Here is a 17,783-nt window from a genome sequence, read left to right as displayed (position 1 = left end):
ATGAAAAAAATATTATTTGCAGCACTTCTGACCAGTATTACACTTTCTGCAACTGCGGCTGAGAAAGAGACAATCCGTTTTGCCACTGAAGCAACATATCCGCCATTTGAAATGATTGATGCGAATAACCAAATTGTAGGATTTGATGTTGATCTCGCCAATGCAATGTGTGCAAAAATTAATGCGGATTGTACCTTTACCAATCAGTCTTTTGATAGCTTAATTCCTAGTCTGAAATTCCGTCGTTTTGAAGCATTAATGGCAGGTATTGATATTACCCCTGAGCGTCAAAAACAAGTTGATTTTACGGATTCTTACTATGATAACTCCGCTGTATTTATTACAGTAACAGGTAAAATCTCTGATGTTGCTAGCTTAAAAGGTAAACAAATTGGTGTACAGAATGGGACTACCCATCAGAAATTCATCAATGAGCAACACAAAGAAATGAAAACTGTTCCTTATGACAGTTACCAAAATGCAGTATTAGATCTTAAAAATGGTCGTATTGAAGCTATCTTTGGTGACACTGCAGTTGTAAATGAATGGCTGAAAAAAAATCCTGAATTAGGTATTGTAGGCGATAAAGTTGCAGATCCTAACTATTTTGGTACAGGCCTTGCGATCGCAGTAAGAAAAGGCAATGCTGATTTACAAGATAAATTAAACAAAGCATTAGCTGAAGTAAAAGCTGATGGCACTTATGATGTCATTTATAAAAAATGGTTTGAATAACAATAATAGCTTAATAAATGAATGAAATAACAACTCTAGCAGGTGCGGCCGTTACTACGGTCTCACTTGCTATTTCTGCTCTTATCATTGGATTAGTTCTCGCCATGTTGTTTACAGCATGGGAATCCGCGAGATGGAAAGCCTTTGCTTTCTTGGGAACATGCTGGGTAACACTAATCAGAGGACTACCAGAAATGCTGGTGGTTCTTTTTGTCTATTATGGCACCTTACAAGGTGTCATGATCTTAATGGATGGCATTGAATTAGGTTCTTTCACCTTACAAATAGATTTTGGTGATACTGAATCTCTACCTTTCTATTGTGGTGTTATCGCCCTTTCACTTCTTTATGCTTCTTATGCTTCACAAACATTACGTGGCGCCTTAAAAGCGGTACCAACAGGACAATGGGAAGCCGGCCAAGCGTTAGGTATGGGTCGTATTACTATTTTCTTCCGCTTTATTATGCCTCAAATGTGGCGTCATGCTTTACCTGGTTTAGGTAATCAGTGGTTAGTTTTATTAAAAGATACGGCTTTAGTCTCATTAATCAGTGTTAATGATTTAATGTTACAGACACAAAGTATAGCTAATAGAACTCAAGAGCCTTTTACTTGGTATAGCATTGTTGCACTGATTTATTTAGCCATTACGCTAGTCAGTCAATATATCCTGAAATGGTTAGAAATGAGAACAACTCGATTTGAACGGAGTGCCTCATAATGTGGGATTATATTGTTGATATTTTACCGGGATTACCAACCAGCTTGTCATTAACATTAGTGGCTTTATTGGTAGCATTTACACTTTCAGTTTTAATGACCTTTATTTTGGCATTAAAAACCCCTGTTATTACTCAAATTGTAAAAGCGTATATCACCTTATTTACCGGTACACCGTTATTAGTGCAGTTTTTCTTAATCTATTATGGCCCTGGACAATTTCCTGTGTTGCAAAAATTCCCTCTGATTTGGGAGTTATTATCAACACCGTGGTTTTGTGCCATGGTCACATTAGCATTAAATAGTGCCGCTTATTCAACCTTACTTTTTTATGGTGCAGTAAGAGCTATTCCTTCAGGACAATGGCAATCTTGCCAAGCATTAGGTATGTCGCCAGTGCAAACAGCAAGAGTAATATTGCCTTATGCATTTAAGCGTGCGCTTTCATCCTATTCAAACGAAGTTGTATTGATATTTAAAAGTACCTCACTCGCCAGTACGATCACATTGCTTGAATTAACAGGTTATAGCCGACAAGTATTTGGTCAAAGTTATGATGTGATGGTCTTTGTTGCCGCAGGTATTATTTATTTAGGCATCAACGGAATACTGACACTTCTAATGAGATTGATTGAGAAAAAAGCCTTAGAGTTTGAACATCGTAATTAAAACGTCTAAACCAAACTGTCGATAAAAAAATACCCCAGATTTTTTTCACTCTGGGGTATTTTTTATGTTGGAATAAACAACAAATACATGTCCTATTTTTGTGTAGCCTGTTTTTCTATTAACGCTTCTTTATGGCTTACTCGATACGCATTCCATGCCAACAAACTCCCAATTAACATGACAACAGCTAACGCTAATTTAGGTTGTACAGGTGATGCCAGTGCAGTTAAACCAAAAGCAGCACCGCCTGCCATTTGAATAAAACCAACTAAAGCAGAGGCAATGCCTGCCGTTTGCGAATATGGCTCAAGTGCATAACTTGTCGCAGGCCCCATAATAAAGGCTAATCCAGCACAAGCACTTGCTACAGGGAGCATATAAATCAGCCAATGGTTTTGTATTCCAGCAGGAATAAACATTAAGCTTAATAACAAACTCACGCAGCCTAATCCCATTAATCCGCCTCCTAAGATCAAACAAATAGGTCTGCCAACACGGTGGATCACACGGTTTGCATAAAAACTGACAAACATTATCCAAAAACCATTTACACCAAAAACAATGGAAAAAATCAGCGGTGATAGTTTCGCATCATTCATCAACACAATAGGGGCAAATGAAACATAAGTTAACGCCATTCCCATTGTGCCTGCATTCACTAAGGCAAAAGTTAAAAAACGTTTACTACATAAAATCTCAAGGTATGTTTTACCTAATTTCTGTTTTGATTGAGCTGTATTTTCAGGTTTAGTTTCAGGCAAGAAGCGAGTGATCAAAACTAGCACAAATACCGAATAGAAAATTAAAAATCCGAAAGGCGCGCGCCATCCCCAATACTCAGCTAATAATCCACCTAATAAAGGTGCAAGTGCAGGAATAATATTTAAGGTACCATTTAAAAAGCCAAAAACACGGGCGGCTTCATTACCATTAAAACAGTCACGAACGCAGGTAAAAGCCACAACGGAGGTACAGCACACTGCTGAAGCTTGTAATAATCGCGAAATAATAAAAAGCGTTGAGTCTGTCGAAATCGTTGCAATGACAGAACCCACAATATAGATAAAGATCCCAGCGATAGCGATAGGTTTACGACCAAACTTATCCACCAAAGGCCCTGATATAAGTTGCCCTATCCCCAACACTAAAATAAATAAAGCGATAGTCGATTGAATAAGGGATTCACTGCTTCCTAAATCTTGAGCAATTGCAGGTATAGTCGGTAAATAGAGATCAATCCCTAATGGCCCTAATAGTACCATCACTAATAACAACGCTTTTAAATTCTGCATAAAATAAAATGCCTATCTAATCAAAAAAGAAAACGCCCGATGTTATCCATCGAGCGTTAAATACTTATTTATACTAACACCCATTACCTATTTTGTAATGAATATCTTAACTATCTTGTAATACCAATAATGTAAGCACTTCATAATGAGCAGTATGAGGAAACATATCAAACAACTGCACTCTATCAATACGATAATGAGAAAGTTGCTGAATATCTTTAGCCATGGTTTGAGCATTGCAGCTAGAGTACAGAATAAAGCGAGGTTTCATTTTATTTAGATAACCGCACAATGCCTCACCAATACCTCGCCTTGGCGGATTAACAAGCACTAATTCAGGCACTGACTCTTTAGCTAATGCATAACCGGTTGAATCTAAGGCTTGAAACTCAACATGCTCTAGCCCTAATTCATGAGCAGAGAGGCGTGCACATTCTATTGCTTCAGGGCTAATTTCAATTCCTGTCAATTGGGTCAATTTATCTGCGCAATGTAATCCAAAGCCTCCTGATCCACAAAACATATCCCACAAATGTGAGATATTTAATTCTCTTACCCAACGACCTGCCGTAGCATAAAGTGATGAAGCAACCTCTGGATTAGTTTGGAAAAAACCTCTAGGACGAATATGTAATGGAATTTGATTAAAAGATTCATCCAAAAATGCTTTTTCAGTCAGAATAATTTCTTTTTCACCTTCAAGAATAGCCATATGAACAGGTTGAATATTCACAGAGATAACGGCTAATTGAGGCAGTTGTTCTTGTAACCACGGAAGTGCTTTGTGAAGTTGTTCTAATTTTTTTTCTGAGCGCAAAACAAAACGCAACATTATCGTGCCATTGCTTCTGCTTTCAGTTAATAAAATAAACTTAAGTTCACCACGGCGACGCTCAATGTCGTAAGGTACTAATCCTGCTCTCGCTATAAATGTTTTTAAAATTGGGAATGTCGGTGCAAAAGAGTCAGGATAAAGAGGGCATTCGCATAAATCGACAGCCACACCCTCTCGTGTTTTTAGACCTAATACAGGTTTTTCAACACTGCCACTGACTACCATTTTTGCTTTATTACGAAATTGCGCTTGCTGGCTTTCAACAGGCGCTAATTTATTAAAAGCATAATCTTCAGGTAGCAATGATAATAAGCTGTGCTGTTTTTTCTTGATTTGTTCAGAATAAGCAAGAGAAAGCCATTCACAAGAATGACAATCACCCGCACTAAAGCGTGCGCATTGCATAAGATTTTGTGACCGTTATGGAGATTAATATTAATGTACAGTATAGGAGGAGTCAGTTGATGAACTACTTATTTCAACTTCTTCTTCATCTTCTTCTTCATTTTCGTTTTCTTGTTTTTCACCATACAAGAAACCATTATTAAAAATTTCACTGACAACTTCAGCCGATTGTTCTTCTGCTTTTTGTAAGAACAGATCAAATTGATTCAGTGAGATCCCCGCAGCAACAGGGAATGATTGGCAGAATACTAACTTAGGTAAGTTTTCATCACTAATTTCTAAAAATGTTTTAATAAACAAAGAACTTGCATTTATTTGGCTTAGATTTGCCATTAAAGGCACTATTGCTGAGGGTTTTAATTCAGCGATAGCGGTAAATACAAGCACATCTTCGAGAATATCAATTTTAGCATCAAATATGCCGCTGATATATTGAAGATGTGGTAAATGTAACGCCTGACAAGAGTCACATTCATAATAAGCAATCTGTAGTTCATCAAGCCAAGATTTTAGCTGATCCAGATCGGGGGTAACAACAGCGTTCATTCAAATAACCTTTACGCGCTAAAGAAAAGAGTGCCTTTTGGCATTAAGGCTATTTTGCCACTTTTTCTATCTTGAAGGCACTAATAAATAGAAAAACTAAGAAAATTAAGCCAATTTACAAATTGGGTTTTCTTAGTTTTTCATGCTTTGTTGAGAAAAAACAGTACGCTATTCTTTGTTATTCTCTTTTTTCTTTTTATTATTTGCGGGATTGTTATCAATACCTAAAAACGTTAAGCGATAAATCGCCCGCCATACAATATGAATAGAAGGTGGGATCATACAGATAACGCCCAGAACAACCAGAGTTAATTGCCCCGTGTAGGTACCTAACCACTGCGGAGAAGTGATATATTGATTGATATATAAGTATGCAACCACTAATAAAATAATCCCCACGATCTCTATGATTATGATGGGTTTTGGCATATCAGACAGTGATTTCATATCCCGTTTAGAAGGCTTTTCCATATTTTCTCCGCTAAATGCTGTATCGCAGTCCTATCTCATTATTCGGCAAATTGGTATAATTTATCACACTAAAAGGCAATAACTGTTTTTGTTTAGCCTAATAAAAGGGCATAGTATCAACCAATAAAGACTATTATGCCTGAATTTTATTTCCTCAATAAGGAGTGTCGTATGTTTGTTGTTATTTTTGGTCGTCCGGGTTGCCCATATTGTGTACGTGCTAAACAACTGGCTGAAACTCTGTCTGAAAAACGTGACGATTTTGATTTCCGCTATGTAGATATTCAAGCTGAAGGAATTACAAAAGCTGATTTATCTAAAACCGTCGGTAAAGAAGTTGAAACTGTGCCACAAATTTTCATTGATGAGAAACACATTGGTGGTTGCACAGATTTTGAAGCTTATGCTAAAGAAAATTTAGGCATATACAACTAATTAAAAAAGCGCTAAAACAGCTTAACTTTCAATATGTTTTAGCGCTTTTCCCTTTTTATTTTACTCATTATCTCTTTATATTCCCCTCTTTCCAAAAAATAATCCTACTTTTTTTCATTAGTCAGCGAACTTTCTATCTAACCTGGAGTCTGAATTAGTGCCACTGCTTTTCTTTGATGTCCCCAAATATTGAGGAGCCCGATAGTTTCAACCCCTTTGGTGAAATAACTGTCGGGTTTTTTATTGCCTGCAATCTAATAACACTCGCCTTGCAATGTCACAATAATACGACGACGGCCACCACGATCACGATGTTCCCCAAGATAAATCCCCTGCCAAGTTCCTAAATTAAGTTCACCTTGACTAATAGGGATCGTGACGCTTTGCCCAAGTAAACTACTTTTTATATGGGCTGGCATATCATCACTACCTTCATAAGTGTGAAGATAGTAATCTTCATCCTCTTTAACACTTTGATTAAAGAAACTTTCAAAGTCACTTCGTACTGTCGGGTCGGCATTTTCATTAATCGTTAATGAAGCTGATGTATGTTGAATAAAAAAATGAGCTATTCCAATTTTATATTGTCTTAGTTCGGATAATTCTTGAATCAATGCCTGTGTAATTAAGTGGAACCCTCTCGGCCTTGCGTTGAGTATGATGTTTTTTTGGAGCCACATTTTTATACCTCGTTGAAAATAAGAAAAAAGAACAATGCGAGAGCGATACCATAAGCGAAATACTCTTTTTAAGAGTGCTTTAGCTCAGTTAAATCTAAAACTGACAATTCTTTAAAAAAAGCACAATTAAATAAGAAAAAAACACTTTACCCTTATTACTCCCTCATTTACCCTTAAAAACTTGCGTATTATGTATCATAAACATCGCTTATCAGCACGACATGTATGGAGCCTACTTTGCTGGAACAATTTAATTTAGCCGTATTTTCAATGATGAATGCAACACCTGCGGCATCTCCTTTCAAAATCGGTATGGCGATAATTATTGCTAAGTACCTTGTCTATCTTTTTCCTTTATCTTTAGTGTCCTATTGGTTGTGGGGTAATGAAAAACATCTTAGCCAGCAAAGAACATTAGCCTGCAAAGCCGCAGTATCTTTAGCTATTGCATTGTCTATCTCTTGGTTAATTGGTGCAATTGCTCCGCATGAGCGTCCTTTCGCTGCTAATATTGGTCATAACTTCCTTGATCATGATGCAACACCTTCATTCCCTAGCAACCACGGTACGTTTGTTTTTACCATTGCATTAGCTTATCTGTTTTGGCATAACAGTAAACGTATTGGTTATATCATGCTAGGTTTAGGACTAGCGATTGCTTGGGCTCGTATTTACCTTGGTGTGCATTGGCCAATCGATATGATAGGTGCCTTTATTGTGGCTTTGCTTTCTTGTGGCTTAAGTCAGATGTTCTGGTCTAAGGGCGGAGATATACTCCAAAAATGGGTACAACAGCTTTATCAGCTCTGTTTTGCTTATCCCATTCGTAAAGGTTGGACAAAAGCCTAACCTTTTTTACATTGAAAAAGACCATATTTATTGTGGTCTTTTTTATATTTAACTTAAGTCAATCTCCACGTTGATATATTAATATATAAATAAAAATATCCTCTATTATTATATTATTTGTCCAAAAATAAATATGTTGTTATTTTAATCAAAATGAAGTTTTTATATTCGTTATATAGTAATGTATCAGACTCATTTATTAACAAATTTATTGTCGTAATAATAAACAATATTCTACTTATGATTGAATTGTTGTTATATTTATTTCATAGAATAAAGAAAAATCATTAATAAATAATCGTATTCCCTTATTTTTATATTCTTTTGTCTACTTTTATACATAAATAAAAGAAAATAATTAATTAATATATATCAACAACATGCAAGGTTAATATAATGTTTTAATTGTGAATAAAAATAACCAGATTGATTTAAATCATTTATTTTAGAAGAAATAAAAAAGCCTAAATTTAATCATTAACATATGAATATTTAGATATTTGGCTTTATTTTCAATTCCGATTAAAAATGGAAAAGTATTTCAAAATGTTTTAAAACCCCCTCTAAAAACACAAAATATAAAAAATGTTACATTTTTAGGTTTTTCAGTTATATTTAGCATTTGAGATGGTGATCACGGTAGTTTATCCTGAAAAACACTATATTCTGCACCTCTTAAGTCTGGATATAAAATTATTGAATATTTTTTCAAATTTTAGAAGAGTCTAATTCTTTTGAAATTTAAAGATTTTAGTATGTGGTAATTGAAGATATTGAGATAACACCAGGTACTCAATGCACTCATTTATTCATAATTAAATTTATGTCGTGATTGTTTCTGATAAGAAATAAAATCACGCTCTTATTTTTATTCATTATTTTTTTTACCGCGTTATTTCGGAGAGTATTATGGATACAACCAAAGCTGGTTCTATCGCATCGGGTAACACCCAAGGTGATTACAAAACATGGCGTAAATCAGATACTGTATGGATGTTAGGTTTATATGGTACGGCTATCGGTGCTGGCGTTCTATTTTTACCTATCAACGCAGGGATCGGTGGTTTAATTCCTTTGTTGATCATGTTAGTGCTTGCATTTCCAATGACCTTCTTTGCACACCGTGGTATGTGCCGCTTTGTGTTATCAGGTAAAAACCCAGGTGAAGATATCACTGAAGTTGTTGAAGAACACTTTGGTAAAACAGCAGGTAAACTGATTACTCTGCTCTATTTCTTTGCTATTTATCCTATTTTATTGGTTTATAGTGTTGCTATCACCAATACAGTAGAAAGCTTTATTGTGAACCAAATGCACATGTCTGCACCACCTCGTGCAATTTTATCACTGATACTGATCATCGGTATCATGTCGATCATTCGCTTTGGTGAACAAGCTATCGTTAAAGCAATGAGCGTGTTAGTGTTCCCATTTGTTGCCGTCTTGATGGTTTTAGCGTTGTATCTTATTCCTGAGTGGAATGGCGCAGTACTTGATACTCTTTCTTTTGATCACGCAACAACATCAGGTATGGGTCAAGGCCTATTAGTCACACTGTGGTTAGCCATCCCTGTAATGGTGTTCTCTTTCAACCACTCTCCAATCATCTCTGCGTTTGCTGTTGCAAAACGTGAAGAATACGGCGAAAACGCTGAGAAAAAATGTTCACGCATTTTAGCTTATGCGCACATCATGATGGTTATCACTGTAATGTTCTTCGTGTTTAGCTGTGTATTTAGCTTAACACCAGAAAACTTAGCAGAAGCAAAAGCACAGAACATCAGTATCCTGTCTTACCTTGCTAACCATTTTGAAGCACCAGTTATCGCTTATATCGCTCCATTTATTGCTTTCGTTGCGATTACTAAATCTTTCTTAGGTCACTACTTAGGTGCTCGTGAAGGTTTCAACGGTTTAATCATCAAATCACTGCGTGAAAAAGGTAAAACAATCGAAAAAGATCGTTTAAACAAAATCACTGCACTGTTTATGCTGGTTACAACGTGGATCGTGGCAACGTTAAACCCAAGCATTTTAGGTATGATTGAAACATTAGGTGGTCCAATTATCGCAATGTTACTGTTCCTGATGCCTATGTATGCAATCCGTAAAGTACCAGCAATGAAGAAATACGAAGGCCATATCAGCAACGTATTCGTTGTAATCATGGGTCTTATCGCAATCTCAGCAGTTTTCTATAGCTTAATTAACTCTTTCGTGGGCTAATAAGGCATCTAATGGCTACTTTCGTAAAAGGAAGTAGCCATTACAGATTTAGACTTCAAAACTGACACTTATCACTCTAATAATCACACAGTTGCGCCTTTAAATTAATTAGGGAGGCGAATATTATGGTTAGCGTCTTTGATATTTTTAAAATCGGTATCGGTCCTTCAAGTTCACACACTGTAGGCCCAATGAAAGCAGGTAAAGAATTCGTTGATATCCTTGCTGAAAAAAATCTACTTTCTTCTGTTTCCCGCGTTATCGTTGATGTTTATGGCTCTTTATCTTTAACGGGTAAAGGTCACGCAACTGATATTGCTATTATTATGGGATTAGCAGGAAATTTACCCGATACTGTCGATATAGATTCTATTACCCCATTTATAAAACAAGTAGAAGCAACAGGCCGCTTAATGCTAGCAAATGGCATTAAAGAAGTGGATTTCCCTGTTGATGGTGGTATGAATTTTCATAAAAGCAATTTACCCCTCCATGAGAATGGTATGACCATCACCGCTTATAATGGTGAACAGGTTCTATTGAAAAAAACCTATTATTCTATTGGCGGTGGTTTTATTGTTGATGAAGAGCATTTTGGTCAACCTGAAGAAAATACGGTTCAAGTCCCTTATCCTTATCAATATGCGGCTGATTTACGTCGTCATTGTAAAGAAACAGGTCTCTCTTTATCTGCATTAGTGATGCAAAACGAATTAGCATTGCGTAGCAAAGAAGAAATTTCGGCTCATTTAGCTGCTGTTTGGGAAGTAATGAAGTCTGGTATTGAGCGAGGTGTAAATACCGAAGGCTTATTACCAGGGCCATTACGTGTACCGCGCCGTGCTTCTGCATTACGTCGTATGTTAGTAACAGAAGATAAAACCACAACCGATCCTATGACTGTTGTTGACTGGATCAATATGTTCGCCCTTGCCGTCAATGAAGAAAATGCGGCTGGTGGACGTGTTGTAACAGCACCGACAAACGGAGCATGTGGCATTATCCCTGCGGTACTTTCTTACTACGATAAATTCATTCGTCCTGTAAATGAAAATTCTTATACTCGCTTTTTCTTAGTCGCAGGTGTTATTGGTTCTCTTTACAAAATGAATGCATCTATCTCCGGTGCTGAAGTGGGTTGCCAAGGCGAAGTGGGTGTTGCTTGTTCAATGGCGGCTGGTGCATTAACTGAGCTTTTAGGCGGTAGCCCAGAGCAAGTTTGTATTGCTGCGGAAATTGCAATGGAGCATAACTTAGGGCTTACCTGTGACCCAGTTGCAGGACAAGTACAAGTTCCTTGTATTGAACGTAATGCTATCGCAGCCGTACAAGCAGTAAATTCATCTCGTATGGCGTTACGTCGTGTCAGCGACCCTCGTATTTGTTTAGATAAAGTCATTGAAACAATGTACGAAACCGGTAAAGACATTAATGCTAAATATCGTGAAACTTCTCAAGGTGGATTAGCGATTAAAATTTCTTGTGACTAAACCTGAGAGTCCAAAATACAGATATTTATAATGGGTAAGGCGCTGATATCAGCGCCTTTTTTATTATCTAAAATCAAGAATGATGCTCTTCCCTTTGAATATCTTTTTTGGATGAGATTAAATTATCATCCTTAGTTAAAATACGGGTAGAAGAAAACTCAATATTGAAAACAGAAATATCACTCAATATAAGTAGCAAAATGTCAAAGATAGGAGTCTGTTACAAAAATTATTTAAAGGGTGTGACGATAAACACGTTATCGAATAGAAAATAATTACAACTTAATCAATCTATTGGCCTTATTTAGATCCTTGGCTACAGTTGATGAGTAAAGATCACTAGAGACATCAAAAGCGGGATAAAAAAGAGAACTAAAATGAAATCAGATATTCAAATCTCCCAAGAAGCACACCTCTTACCAATTCAAGACATTGCTAAAAATTTAAATATTGATCAAGACGATATCGAGTTTTATGGCAAATACAAAGCTAAATTTAGCCACAGCATTTGGCCTAAAGTTGCTACAAAAAAAACAGGAAAACTGGTTTTAGTCACCGCAATTAATCCTACCCCAGCAGGTGAAGGTAAAACAACCGTCACCGTTGGATTAGGGCAAGCCCTTAACCATATTGGAAAAAGTGCCATTATCGCATTACGCGAACCCTCATTAGGCCCTTGCTTTGGCATTAAAGGGGGAGCCGCTGGGGGTGGTTATTCTCAAGTTGTGCCAATGGAAGATCTTAATCTTCATTTTACTGGCGATTTTCATGCGATTACATCAGCAAACAACTTACTGGCCGCCATGCTTGATAACTCCATTTATCAAGGTAATCCTTTAAATATCGATCCTAAGAAAATCGTGTTTAAACGTTGTATGGATATGAACGATCGCGCTTTACGAAATATTGTTGTGGGATTGGGTGGCGAAAAAGACGGTATCACAAGAGAAGATAACTTTGTTATTACTGTTGCTTCTGAAATTATGTCAATCCTATGTTTAGCTGAGGATATTCAAGACTTAAAACAAAGACTTTCTCAGATCATTGTTGCTTATTCTTACAATGGCGCCCCTATCACTGCAAACGATTTACAAGCTGTTGGCGCAATGGCCAGTTTGTTAAAAGATGCTATTAACCCTAATCTAGTGCAGACACTCGAAAATACGCCAGCAATTATTCATGGTGGCCCATTCGCTAATATTGCCCATGGTTGTAATAGTGTGAGAGCAACAAAATTGGCTCTTCAACTTGCTGATATCACTATTACAGAAGCGGGTTTTGGTGCTGATTTAGGTGCTGAAAAATTCTTTGATATAAAATGCAGAATAAGTGGATTACACCCAGATTGTGCAGTGATTGTTGTGACTACAAAAGCACTAAAATATAACGGTGGCTTAGGGAAAGGAGAATGGAATAATGAGGATTTAGTTGCGCTTGAAAAAGGTATTGTCAATCTAGAAAAACATATTGAAAACCTTAAAAAATATGGCTTACCTGTGATTGTTTCACTTAATGCCTATGTTACCGATAGTATTGCAGAACATCAGTTTATCGAGCAATTTTGTCTAGATAGGGATTGTCGATTTGCAATTACAAAAGTGTGGGAAAAAGGGGGCGCAGGCGGTATTGAATTAGCGAATCAAGTCATTGATACACTTGAAAATGAACATAGTCAATTCCAATTAATTTATCCTGATAATGCCTCACTTAGTGAAAAAATTAATACTGTCGCAAAAGAGATCTATGGAGCAAATGGTGTGACCTATAGCCAACATGCTCGCAAAATGTTGGAAAAAATAGAAAATATGGGTTTCGGTCATTTCCCCGTATGTATGGCAAAAACACAATATTCTCTCTCGGATAATCCCGCTTTATTAGGTCGCCCTACTGATTTTTCGATAAATGTGCGCGAAGTGTATGTTTCTGCTGGTGCTGGCTTTGTTGTCGCACTGACAGGCTCTATCACCACTATGCCTGGACTACCGAAAACGCCAGCAGCCATTGCCGTAGATGTTGATAATCAAGGGAAAATTGATGGACTTATTTAAATCTCTAAAGTGTGCAATCTCTTTATCTCATTAAATACAAAAAATCCGTAATCATTATTTTAATTACGGATTTTTTTTAAAAACAACAACTAATCTTTCTTTATGGGTGAAATCTCAGTAACGCATTGATAAAACTATTATTGATAAATTAACCAAAAATAGCGTTAAACCAGCCAGATACTGTTTTAACCACAAAATCCCAAATACGACTAAAGAAACCACCTTCTTCAACCGCTTCTTTTACCACTAAAGGACGTTGTTCAATGATTTCATTGTTTAATAAGAAGTTAACTGTACCCACAACCTGATTTTGCGTTAGTGGCGCTTCTAATACTGGATTAGTTAAAGTAAACGAGGCTTTTAAATTTTTCAGTTCACCTTTAGGAATAGTGATTGAAGCATCATTAGCGACACCTAAAGCCACTTCACCTTTATCGCCATACCATACTTTTTGCGTTGTTAGTGGTGTGTTTTCTTTAACCGGTGTTACCGTTTCGAAAAAACGAAAACCCCAGCCTAATAATTTTTCACTTTCAGCAAAACGGATTTTATCTGATGGAGTTCCTAAAACAACCGCAATTAAGCGCATATCACCTTCAGTTGCCGAAGATACAAGATTATATCCAGCACCACTCGTGTGACCTGTTTTCACACCATCAACATTCATATTCTTATTCCACAATAAACGATTGCGGTTTGGCTGACGAATATTGTTGAATGTAAATTCTTTTTCTTTATGTATTTCGTATTCTGAAGGAACATCACGGATCATAGCAGCTGTTAACAGTGCCATATCTTGTGCTGTTGTATATTGCCCGTCAGAATCTAATCCATGGACTGTTTTAAAGTGCGTATTTTTTAAACCCAGATTGTTAGCATAGGAGTTCATTAAATCCACAAAGGTTTCCTGACTGCCCGCAACATGTTCAGCTAATGCGATACTCGCATCATTACCTGATTGAATGACCATACCACGATTTAAATCAATGACTTTGACCTGATCACCCGGTTTCAAGAACATCAATGATGAACCTTTTAATACCGGATTACCTGTTGCCCACGCATTGCGCCCTACAATCACCATATCGTCTGGCGACATTCGCCCTTCTTTGATGGCTTGTCCAACCACATAGCTACTCATGATTTTGGTCAGACTTGCGGGATCTAAACGCTCATCAGGTTTCTCCGATGCCAAAATTTTTCCGCTATTGTAATCCATTAATACATAAGATTTTGCCTCTATTTGAGGAGGTACAGGATTATTTACCGCAAATGAAGGACTAGAAATAATTAGCAGTAAACCCATTCCCGCGGTAACCTTACCCAGAACAGATGGAATATTTTTTTTCATTACCGATCACCCTTTTATATCAATTTGTTAAAGCTTTCCTACTATATGGCTTTCTGGAATAAGACGCCAACATTGATATATAGAGATTTATCTTATATTCATGTTTAGCGCCCTATAGAGGGAAATTTTATTACTTATCGTGGTTTAGGAGACCTTTATGTTAAAAGTCTGGGGTAGAAAAAACTCATCTAACGTTAAAAAAGTTCTTTGGTGCTTAAAGGAGTTAAATGTTCCTTATGAGCAAATTGATGTTGGAGGCCCATTTGGCGGACTCAATGAAGCAAATTATTTAGCAATGAATCCCAACGCTTCTATCCCAACATTACAAGATGATGACTTTGTGTTATGGGAGTCTAATACCATTATTCGTTATTTATGCTCAAAATATGAGAATAACGCACTCTATCCAATTGATCCTAAACAACGAGCAAATGTAGAAAAATGGATGGATTGGTCAAATGGCAGCCTATTTTCACCCATTCAACAAATGATGATAATGATTGTTCGCACACCTAAAGAGCAACAGAACCCCGAGCTTGTTGAAGCATTAAAAGAAAAGCTTAACAAACTGATAAAAATTGCAGATAACCAACTGGCAAAAACAACTTATTTTGCTGGAGATGAGATCTCTCTTGCTGATATCGCTATCGCACCACTGGTTTATCCATGGCTCGAGATTTGTAAAGACCGACCTCACTTCCCACATATTGAACGATGGTTTACACAATTAAGTGAAAGATCTCTTTTCCGTGATATCGTGTTACTGCCTGTAAGTTAATTCATTGGCATTTTGTCGGGATCTGGATAATGGTAATGGAATCCAAGATCTCGACAGATCTCCTGACCGTCAATCTCCCGTATTAACGGCTTCTCTTCATCTGCAAATTCTGGGGGAATAAGATCAAGCAGAGAGGATACTCTTGAGTAAAAATCTTTCTTTTTAGGATGAATTGGGGCACATAAATTATATAAATGACCACCTTCATTTTGTGCAAGCAGTTGTTCAACCGCAAAAATTACATCATCTAAATGGACTAAATTGACACACTGATGCGCGCCTTTTACCTGTTTTTTACCTGATAAAAAACGTCCAGCATGACGACCGGGGCCAACTAACCCAGCCAATCGAAGAATATCAACTGTGGTTAACGGTAAACGATGTAACCAATTTTCAACTTCAGCTAACATTTTTGCCGATTGTGTTTCTGGTCGAATATCCATTTCTTCTGTGATATTACCTGTTTGATTGCCATATACAGAAGTAGAACTAATATAAATCACTCTTGTAACATGGCGAGACATTGCACTATCCACTAACGTTTGAATAGCTTCAACATAATCATAACCGCCACCAGCGGCACTTGGTGGCAACGTGATGATCAGTACGTCAGTTTCCATTAAGTAATCAAAATCATCTCTATCACATTCAATTGCGGGTGTTAAATTCACTAAACAGCAATCAACGCCACTCATTCTTGCTGCTTCTACGCCATCTTCGGTGGTTTTAGTCCCTTTAACTTGATAACCTGCATCACGCAACGCAGCGGCAAGTGGTAAACCTAACCAACCTAATCCAACGATGGTTATTCGTTTCATTTTGCTCCCCTACTTAAATGGCTTAGTTAAAGTATGCTATAAAATTTTCATTTCGCCATTACATATAAATACTACTTATATTTCGTTAATTTTTAGCATACCCCCATATACTCGCTCACTTACCACATTAAGTAAATAAGAGAAATATTAAAATAGCATTAAAAACAAAAGGTTACAAAATAATTAAATTATTATTAAAAAATAGGTTGCTTTTCACTTTGCAAATCATGTAGGTTGAAAGGCAGACAAATTCTGAATGTTGGTTACTAAATACAAATTAATAGTAACGGGCATATCAAATAACAAATAGTGTAATTAGCTAGGAAAATAATTATGTATAGCATTCAACTAAACCACCATCATCACCATCATCCTGACTAGTCTTTCAGGCGATGAGTGCTGGAAGACGTTTAAGAAACGCTTCCGGTGGTCTGAATGCAGACAAACAATAAAAACCCCGGAAGGCAACTTCCGGGGTTTTTTTATAGCTAATTTTTAAACAAAAAATTGAGACAAGGACAGGGTAATATTATGTTAGACAAAACAAGATTAAGAATTGCAATGCAAAAATCAGGTCGTTTAAGTGATGAGTCTCGTGCCCTTTTAGCGCGTTGTGGCATCAAAATTAACTTAAACCAACAACGTCTGATCGCTTATGCGGAAAATATGCCAATCGATATTTTACGTGTAAGAGATGACGATATTCCAGGTCTAGTGATGGACGGCGTGGTTGATTTAGGGATTATTGGTGAAAACGTATTAGAAGAAGAATTATTAAAACGCCGTGCACAAGGCGAAAACCCAAGCTATCTCACGCTACGACGCCTCGATTTTGGTGGTTGCCGTTTATCTCTTGCGACTCCTGTTGATTTCGACTATCAAGGTGTTGAATGCCTAGATAATACACGTATTGCCACCTCTTACCCCAATCTACTAAAACGTTATTTAGACCAAAAAGGCATCAAATTTAAATCATGTCTATTAAATGGCTCTGTTGAAGTCGCTCCTCGTGCAGGTCTTGCTGACTCTATCTGTGACTTAGTTTCTACTGGTGCAACATTAGAAGCTAACGGTCTGAAAGAAGTTGAAGTTATTTACCGTTCAAAAGCGTGTTTGATCCAACGCGACGGAGAAATGGAAACCGACAAACAAGCCCTTATCGACCGTTTACTGACGCGTATTCAAGGTGTCATCCAAGCTCGAGAATCAAAATACATTATGTTACACGCACCAAGTGATTGCCTCGAAGATGTCATTGCGTTACTTCCTGGTGCTGAAAGACCTACTATTCTGCCTCTTGCGGGTGACCAGAATCGCGTTGCAATGCACATGGTCAGCAGTGAAACCCTATTCTGGGAAACCATGGAAAAACTAAAAGCATTAGGTGCGAGTTCAATTCTTGTTTTACCAATTGAAAAAATGATGGAATAAGGT

General features: G+C 37.0%; 17 protein-coding genes and 1 other annotated feature. Of the genes, 10 read left to right on the top strand and 7 right to left on the bottom strand.

What is annotated here, in order from left to right:
* The 3 genes from artJ to artM are packed head-to-tail and all read left to right on the top strand — an operon-like array spanning position 1 to position 2,125.
* Entirely contained in the window at positions 1-735 is a 735-nt protein-coding gene (gene artJ / locus LW139_RS06345) for an arginine ABC transporter substrate-binding protein (protein WP_023581291.1), read from the top strand.
* Positions 736-752: 17 nt separating this feature from the next.
* The gene (gene artQ / locus LW139_RS06340) at positions 753-1,457 is read left to right on the top strand and encodes an arginine ABC transporter permease ArtQ (RefSeq protein ID WP_072069696.1); all 705 of its coding nucleotides are present in this window, start codon (positions 753-755) and stop codon (positions 1,455-1,457) included.
* Positions 1,457-2,125 (top strand): arginine ABC transporter permease ArtM, encoded by a 669-nt coding sequence (gene artM, locus LW139_RS06335; protein WP_109408775.1) that lies wholly within the window; start codon positions 1,457-1,459, stop codon positions 2,123-2,125. The genes artQ and artM overlap by 1 nt, the downstream gene beginning before the upstream one ends.
* A gap of 92 nt (positions 2,126-2,217) precedes the next feature.
* Here artM and LW139_RS06330 read toward each other — a convergent pair whose 3' ends face one another.
* The 4 genes from LW139_RS06330 to LW139_RS06315 form a co-directional block, all read right to left on the bottom strand.
* Positions 2,218-3,417: a multidrug effflux MFS transporter gene (locus LW139_RS06330; RefSeq protein WP_166539658.1), complete on the bottom strand. Its 1,200-nt coding sequence runs from the start codon at positions 3,415-3,417 to the stop codon at positions 2,218-2,220.
* Positions 3,418-3,523: 106 nt separating this feature from the next.
* Positions 3,524-4,657: a 23S rRNA (uracil(747)-C(5))-methyltransferase RlmC gene (gene rlmC / locus LW139_RS06325; protein ID WP_166539659.1), complete on the bottom strand. Its 1,134-nt coding sequence runs from the start codon at positions 4,655-4,657 to the stop codon at positions 3,524-3,526.
* Positions 4,658-4,687: 30 nt separating this feature from the next.
* Positions 4,688-5,203 (bottom strand): YbjN domain-containing protein, encoded by a 516-nt coding sequence (locus LW139_RS06320; RefSeq protein WP_227336635.1) that lies wholly within the window; start codon positions 5,201-5,203, stop codon positions 4,688-4,690.
* A 168-nt stretch (positions 5,204-5,371) separates the two neighbouring features.
* Complete coding sequence (locus tag LW139_RS06315; protein ID WP_109410069.1) at positions 5,372-5,674, bottom strand: YbjC family protein; 303 nt, start codon at positions 5,672-5,674, stop codon at positions 5,372-5,374.
* Between the two features lie 171 nt (positions 5,675-5,845).
* On the opposite strand from LW139_RS06315, the gene LW139_RS06310 reads away from it, so the two are divergent.
* Positions 5,846-6,109: a GrxA family glutaredoxin gene (locus LW139_RS06310; protein ID WP_088493321.1), complete on the top strand. Its 264-nt coding sequence runs from the start codon at positions 5,846-5,848 to the stop codon at positions 6,107-6,109.
* A gap of 254 nt (positions 6,110-6,363) precedes the next feature.
* On the opposite strand, the gene LW139_RS06305 is transcribed toward LW139_RS06310, so the two are convergent.
* On the bottom strand, positions 6,364-6,789 hold the full coding sequence (locus LW139_RS06305; protein WP_166539660.1) for a secondary thiamine-phosphate synthase enzyme YjbQ: 426 nt from the start codon (positions 6,787-6,789) through the stop codon (positions 6,364-6,366).
* Positions 6,790-7,026: 237 nt separating this feature from the next.
* On the opposite strand from LW139_RS06305, the gene ybjG reads away from it, so the two are divergent.
* The 4 genes from ybjG to LW139_RS06285 all read left to right on the top strand — a co-directional run bounded on the left by ybjG (position 7,027) and on the right by LW139_RS06285 (position 13,402).
* On the top strand, positions 7,027-7,638 hold the full coding sequence (gene ybjG / locus LW139_RS06300) for an undecaprenyl-diphosphate phosphatase (RefSeq protein ID WP_247850787.1): 612 nt from the start codon (positions 7,027-7,029) through the stop codon (positions 7,636-7,638).
* A gap of 909 nt (positions 7,639-8,547) precedes the next feature.
* Positions 8,548-9,864 carry an HAAAP family serine/threonine permease gene (locus LW139_RS06295; protein ID WP_109410072.1) on the top strand — a complete coding sequence of 439 codons (1,317 nt, stop codon included), beginning with the start codon at positions 8,548-8,550 and terminating at the stop codon, positions 9,862-9,864.
* Between the two features lie 125 nt (positions 9,865-9,989).
* Positions 9,990-11,354, top strand: coding sequence for an L-serine ammonia-lyase (locus LW139_RS06290; RefSeq protein WP_166539663.1), 1,365 nt, complete (start codon positions 9,990-9,992; stop codon positions 11,352-11,354).
* A gap of 377 nt (positions 11,355-11,731) precedes the next feature.
* Positions 11,732-13,402: a formate--tetrahydrofolate ligase gene (locus LW139_RS06285; RefSeq protein ID WP_247850786.1), complete on the top strand. Its 1,671-nt coding sequence runs from the start codon at positions 11,732-11,734 to the stop codon at positions 13,400-13,402.
* 148 nt (positions 13,403-13,550) lie between these two features.
* On the opposite strand, the gene LW139_RS06280 is transcribed toward LW139_RS06285, so the two are convergent.
* Positions 13,551-14,753, bottom strand: a complete 1,203-nt coding sequence (locus LW139_RS06280) for a serine hydrolase (protein ID WP_247850785.1) — start codon at positions 14,751-14,753, stop codon at positions 13,551-13,553.
* Between the two features lie 157 nt (positions 14,754-14,910).
* On the opposite strand from LW139_RS06280, the gene LW139_RS06275 reads away from it, so the two are divergent.
* Positions 14,911-15,531, top strand: coding sequence for a glutathione S-transferase family protein (locus LW139_RS06275; RefSeq protein ID WP_247850784.1), 621 nt, complete (start codon positions 14,911-14,913; stop codon positions 15,529-15,531).
* Here LW139_RS06275 and LW139_RS06270 read toward each other — a convergent pair.
* Entirely contained in the window at positions 15,528-16,349 is an 822-nt protein-coding gene (locus tag LW139_RS06270) for an SDR family oxidoreductase (protein WP_247850783.1), read from the bottom strand. The two genes, LW139_RS06275 and LW139_RS06270, sit on opposite strands and share 4 nt — an antisense overlap.
* A gap of 356 nt (positions 16,350-16,705) precedes the next feature.
* Positions 16,706-16,836 (top strand) — a sequence feature (His leader region).
* Between the two features lie 44 nt (positions 16,837-16,880).
* Between LW139_RS06270 and hisG the strand changes: the two genes are divergently transcribed.
* Entirely contained in the window at positions 16,881-17,780 is a 900-nt protein-coding gene (gene hisG / locus LW139_RS06265; RefSeq protein WP_109410077.1) for an ATP phosphoribosyltransferase, read from the top strand.
* Positions 17,781-17,783 lie beyond the last annotated feature (3 nt).

Source organism: Proteus vulgaris (assembly GCF_023100685.1).
In the GTDB taxonomy this organism is placed as follows: domain Bacteria; phylum Pseudomonadota; class Gammaproteobacteria; order Enterobacterales; family Enterobacteriaceae; genus Proteus.
Note: the sequence above shows the minus strand (reverse complement) of the source record. Positions and strands in the feature narration are given on the sequence as shown.

Excerpts from the sequence above, each read along its gene's own strand:
- artJ (WP_023581291.1), top strand. The coding sequence starts at position 1 with ATGAAAAAAATATTATTTGCAGCACTTCTGACCAGTATTACACTTTCT.
- LW139_RS06320 (WP_227336635.1), bottom strand. The coding sequence starts at position 5,203 with ATGAACGCTGTTGTTACCCCCGATCTGGATCAGCTAAAATCTTGGCTT.
- LW139_RS06290 (WP_166539663.1), top strand. The coding sequence starts at position 9,990 with ATGGTTAGCGTCTTTGATATTTTTAAAATCGGTATCGGTCCTTCAAGT.
- LW139_RS06310 (WP_088493321.1), top strand. The coding sequence starts at position 5,846 with ATGTTTGTTGTTATTTTTGGTCGTCCGGGTTGCCCATATTGTGTACGT.
- hisG (WP_109410077.1), top strand. The coding sequence starts at position 16,881 with ATGTTAGACAAAACAAGATTAAGAATTGCAATGCAAAAATCAGGTCGT.
- LW139_RS06295 (WP_109410072.1), top strand. The coding sequence starts at position 8,548 with ATGGATACAACCAAAGCTGGTTCTATCGCATCGGGTAACACCCAAGGT.
- rlmC (WP_166539659.1), bottom strand. The coding sequence starts at position 4,657 with ATGCAATGCGCACGCTTTAGTGCGGGTGATTGTCATTCTTGTGAATGG.
- LW139_RS06305 (WP_166539660.1), bottom strand. The coding sequence starts at position 6,789 with ATGTGGCTCCAAAAAAACATCATACTCAACGCAAGGCCGAGAGGGTTC.
- LW139_RS06280 (WP_247850785.1), bottom strand. The coding sequence starts at position 14,753 with ATGAAAAAAAATATTCCATCTGTTCTGGGTAAGGTTACCGCGGGAATG.
- LW139_RS06285 (WP_247850786.1), top strand. The coding sequence starts at position 11,732 with ATGAAATCAGATATTCAAATCTCCCAAGAAGCACACCTCTTACCAATT.
- LW139_RS06270 (WP_247850783.1), bottom strand. The coding sequence starts at position 16,349 with ATGAAACGAATAACCATCGTTGGATTAGGTTGGTTAGGTTTACCACTT.
- artM (WP_109408775.1), top strand. The coding sequence starts at position 1,457 with ATGTGGGATTATATTGTTGATATTTTACCGGGATTACCAACCAGCTTG.
- artQ (WP_072069696.1), top strand. The coding sequence starts at position 753 with ATGAATGAAATAACAACTCTAGCAGGTGCGGCCGTTACTACGGTCTCA.
- LW139_RS06330 (WP_166539658.1), bottom strand. The coding sequence starts at position 3,417 with ATGCAGAATTTAAAAGCGTTGTTATTAGTGATGGTACTATTAGGGCCA.
- LW139_RS06275 (WP_247850784.1), top strand. The coding sequence starts at position 14,911 with ATGTTAAAAGTCTGGGGTAGAAAAAACTCATCTAACGTTAAAAAAGTT.
- LW139_RS06315 (WP_109410069.1), bottom strand. The coding sequence starts at position 5,674 with ATGGAAAAGCCTTCTAAACGGGATATGAAATCACTGTCTGATATGCCA.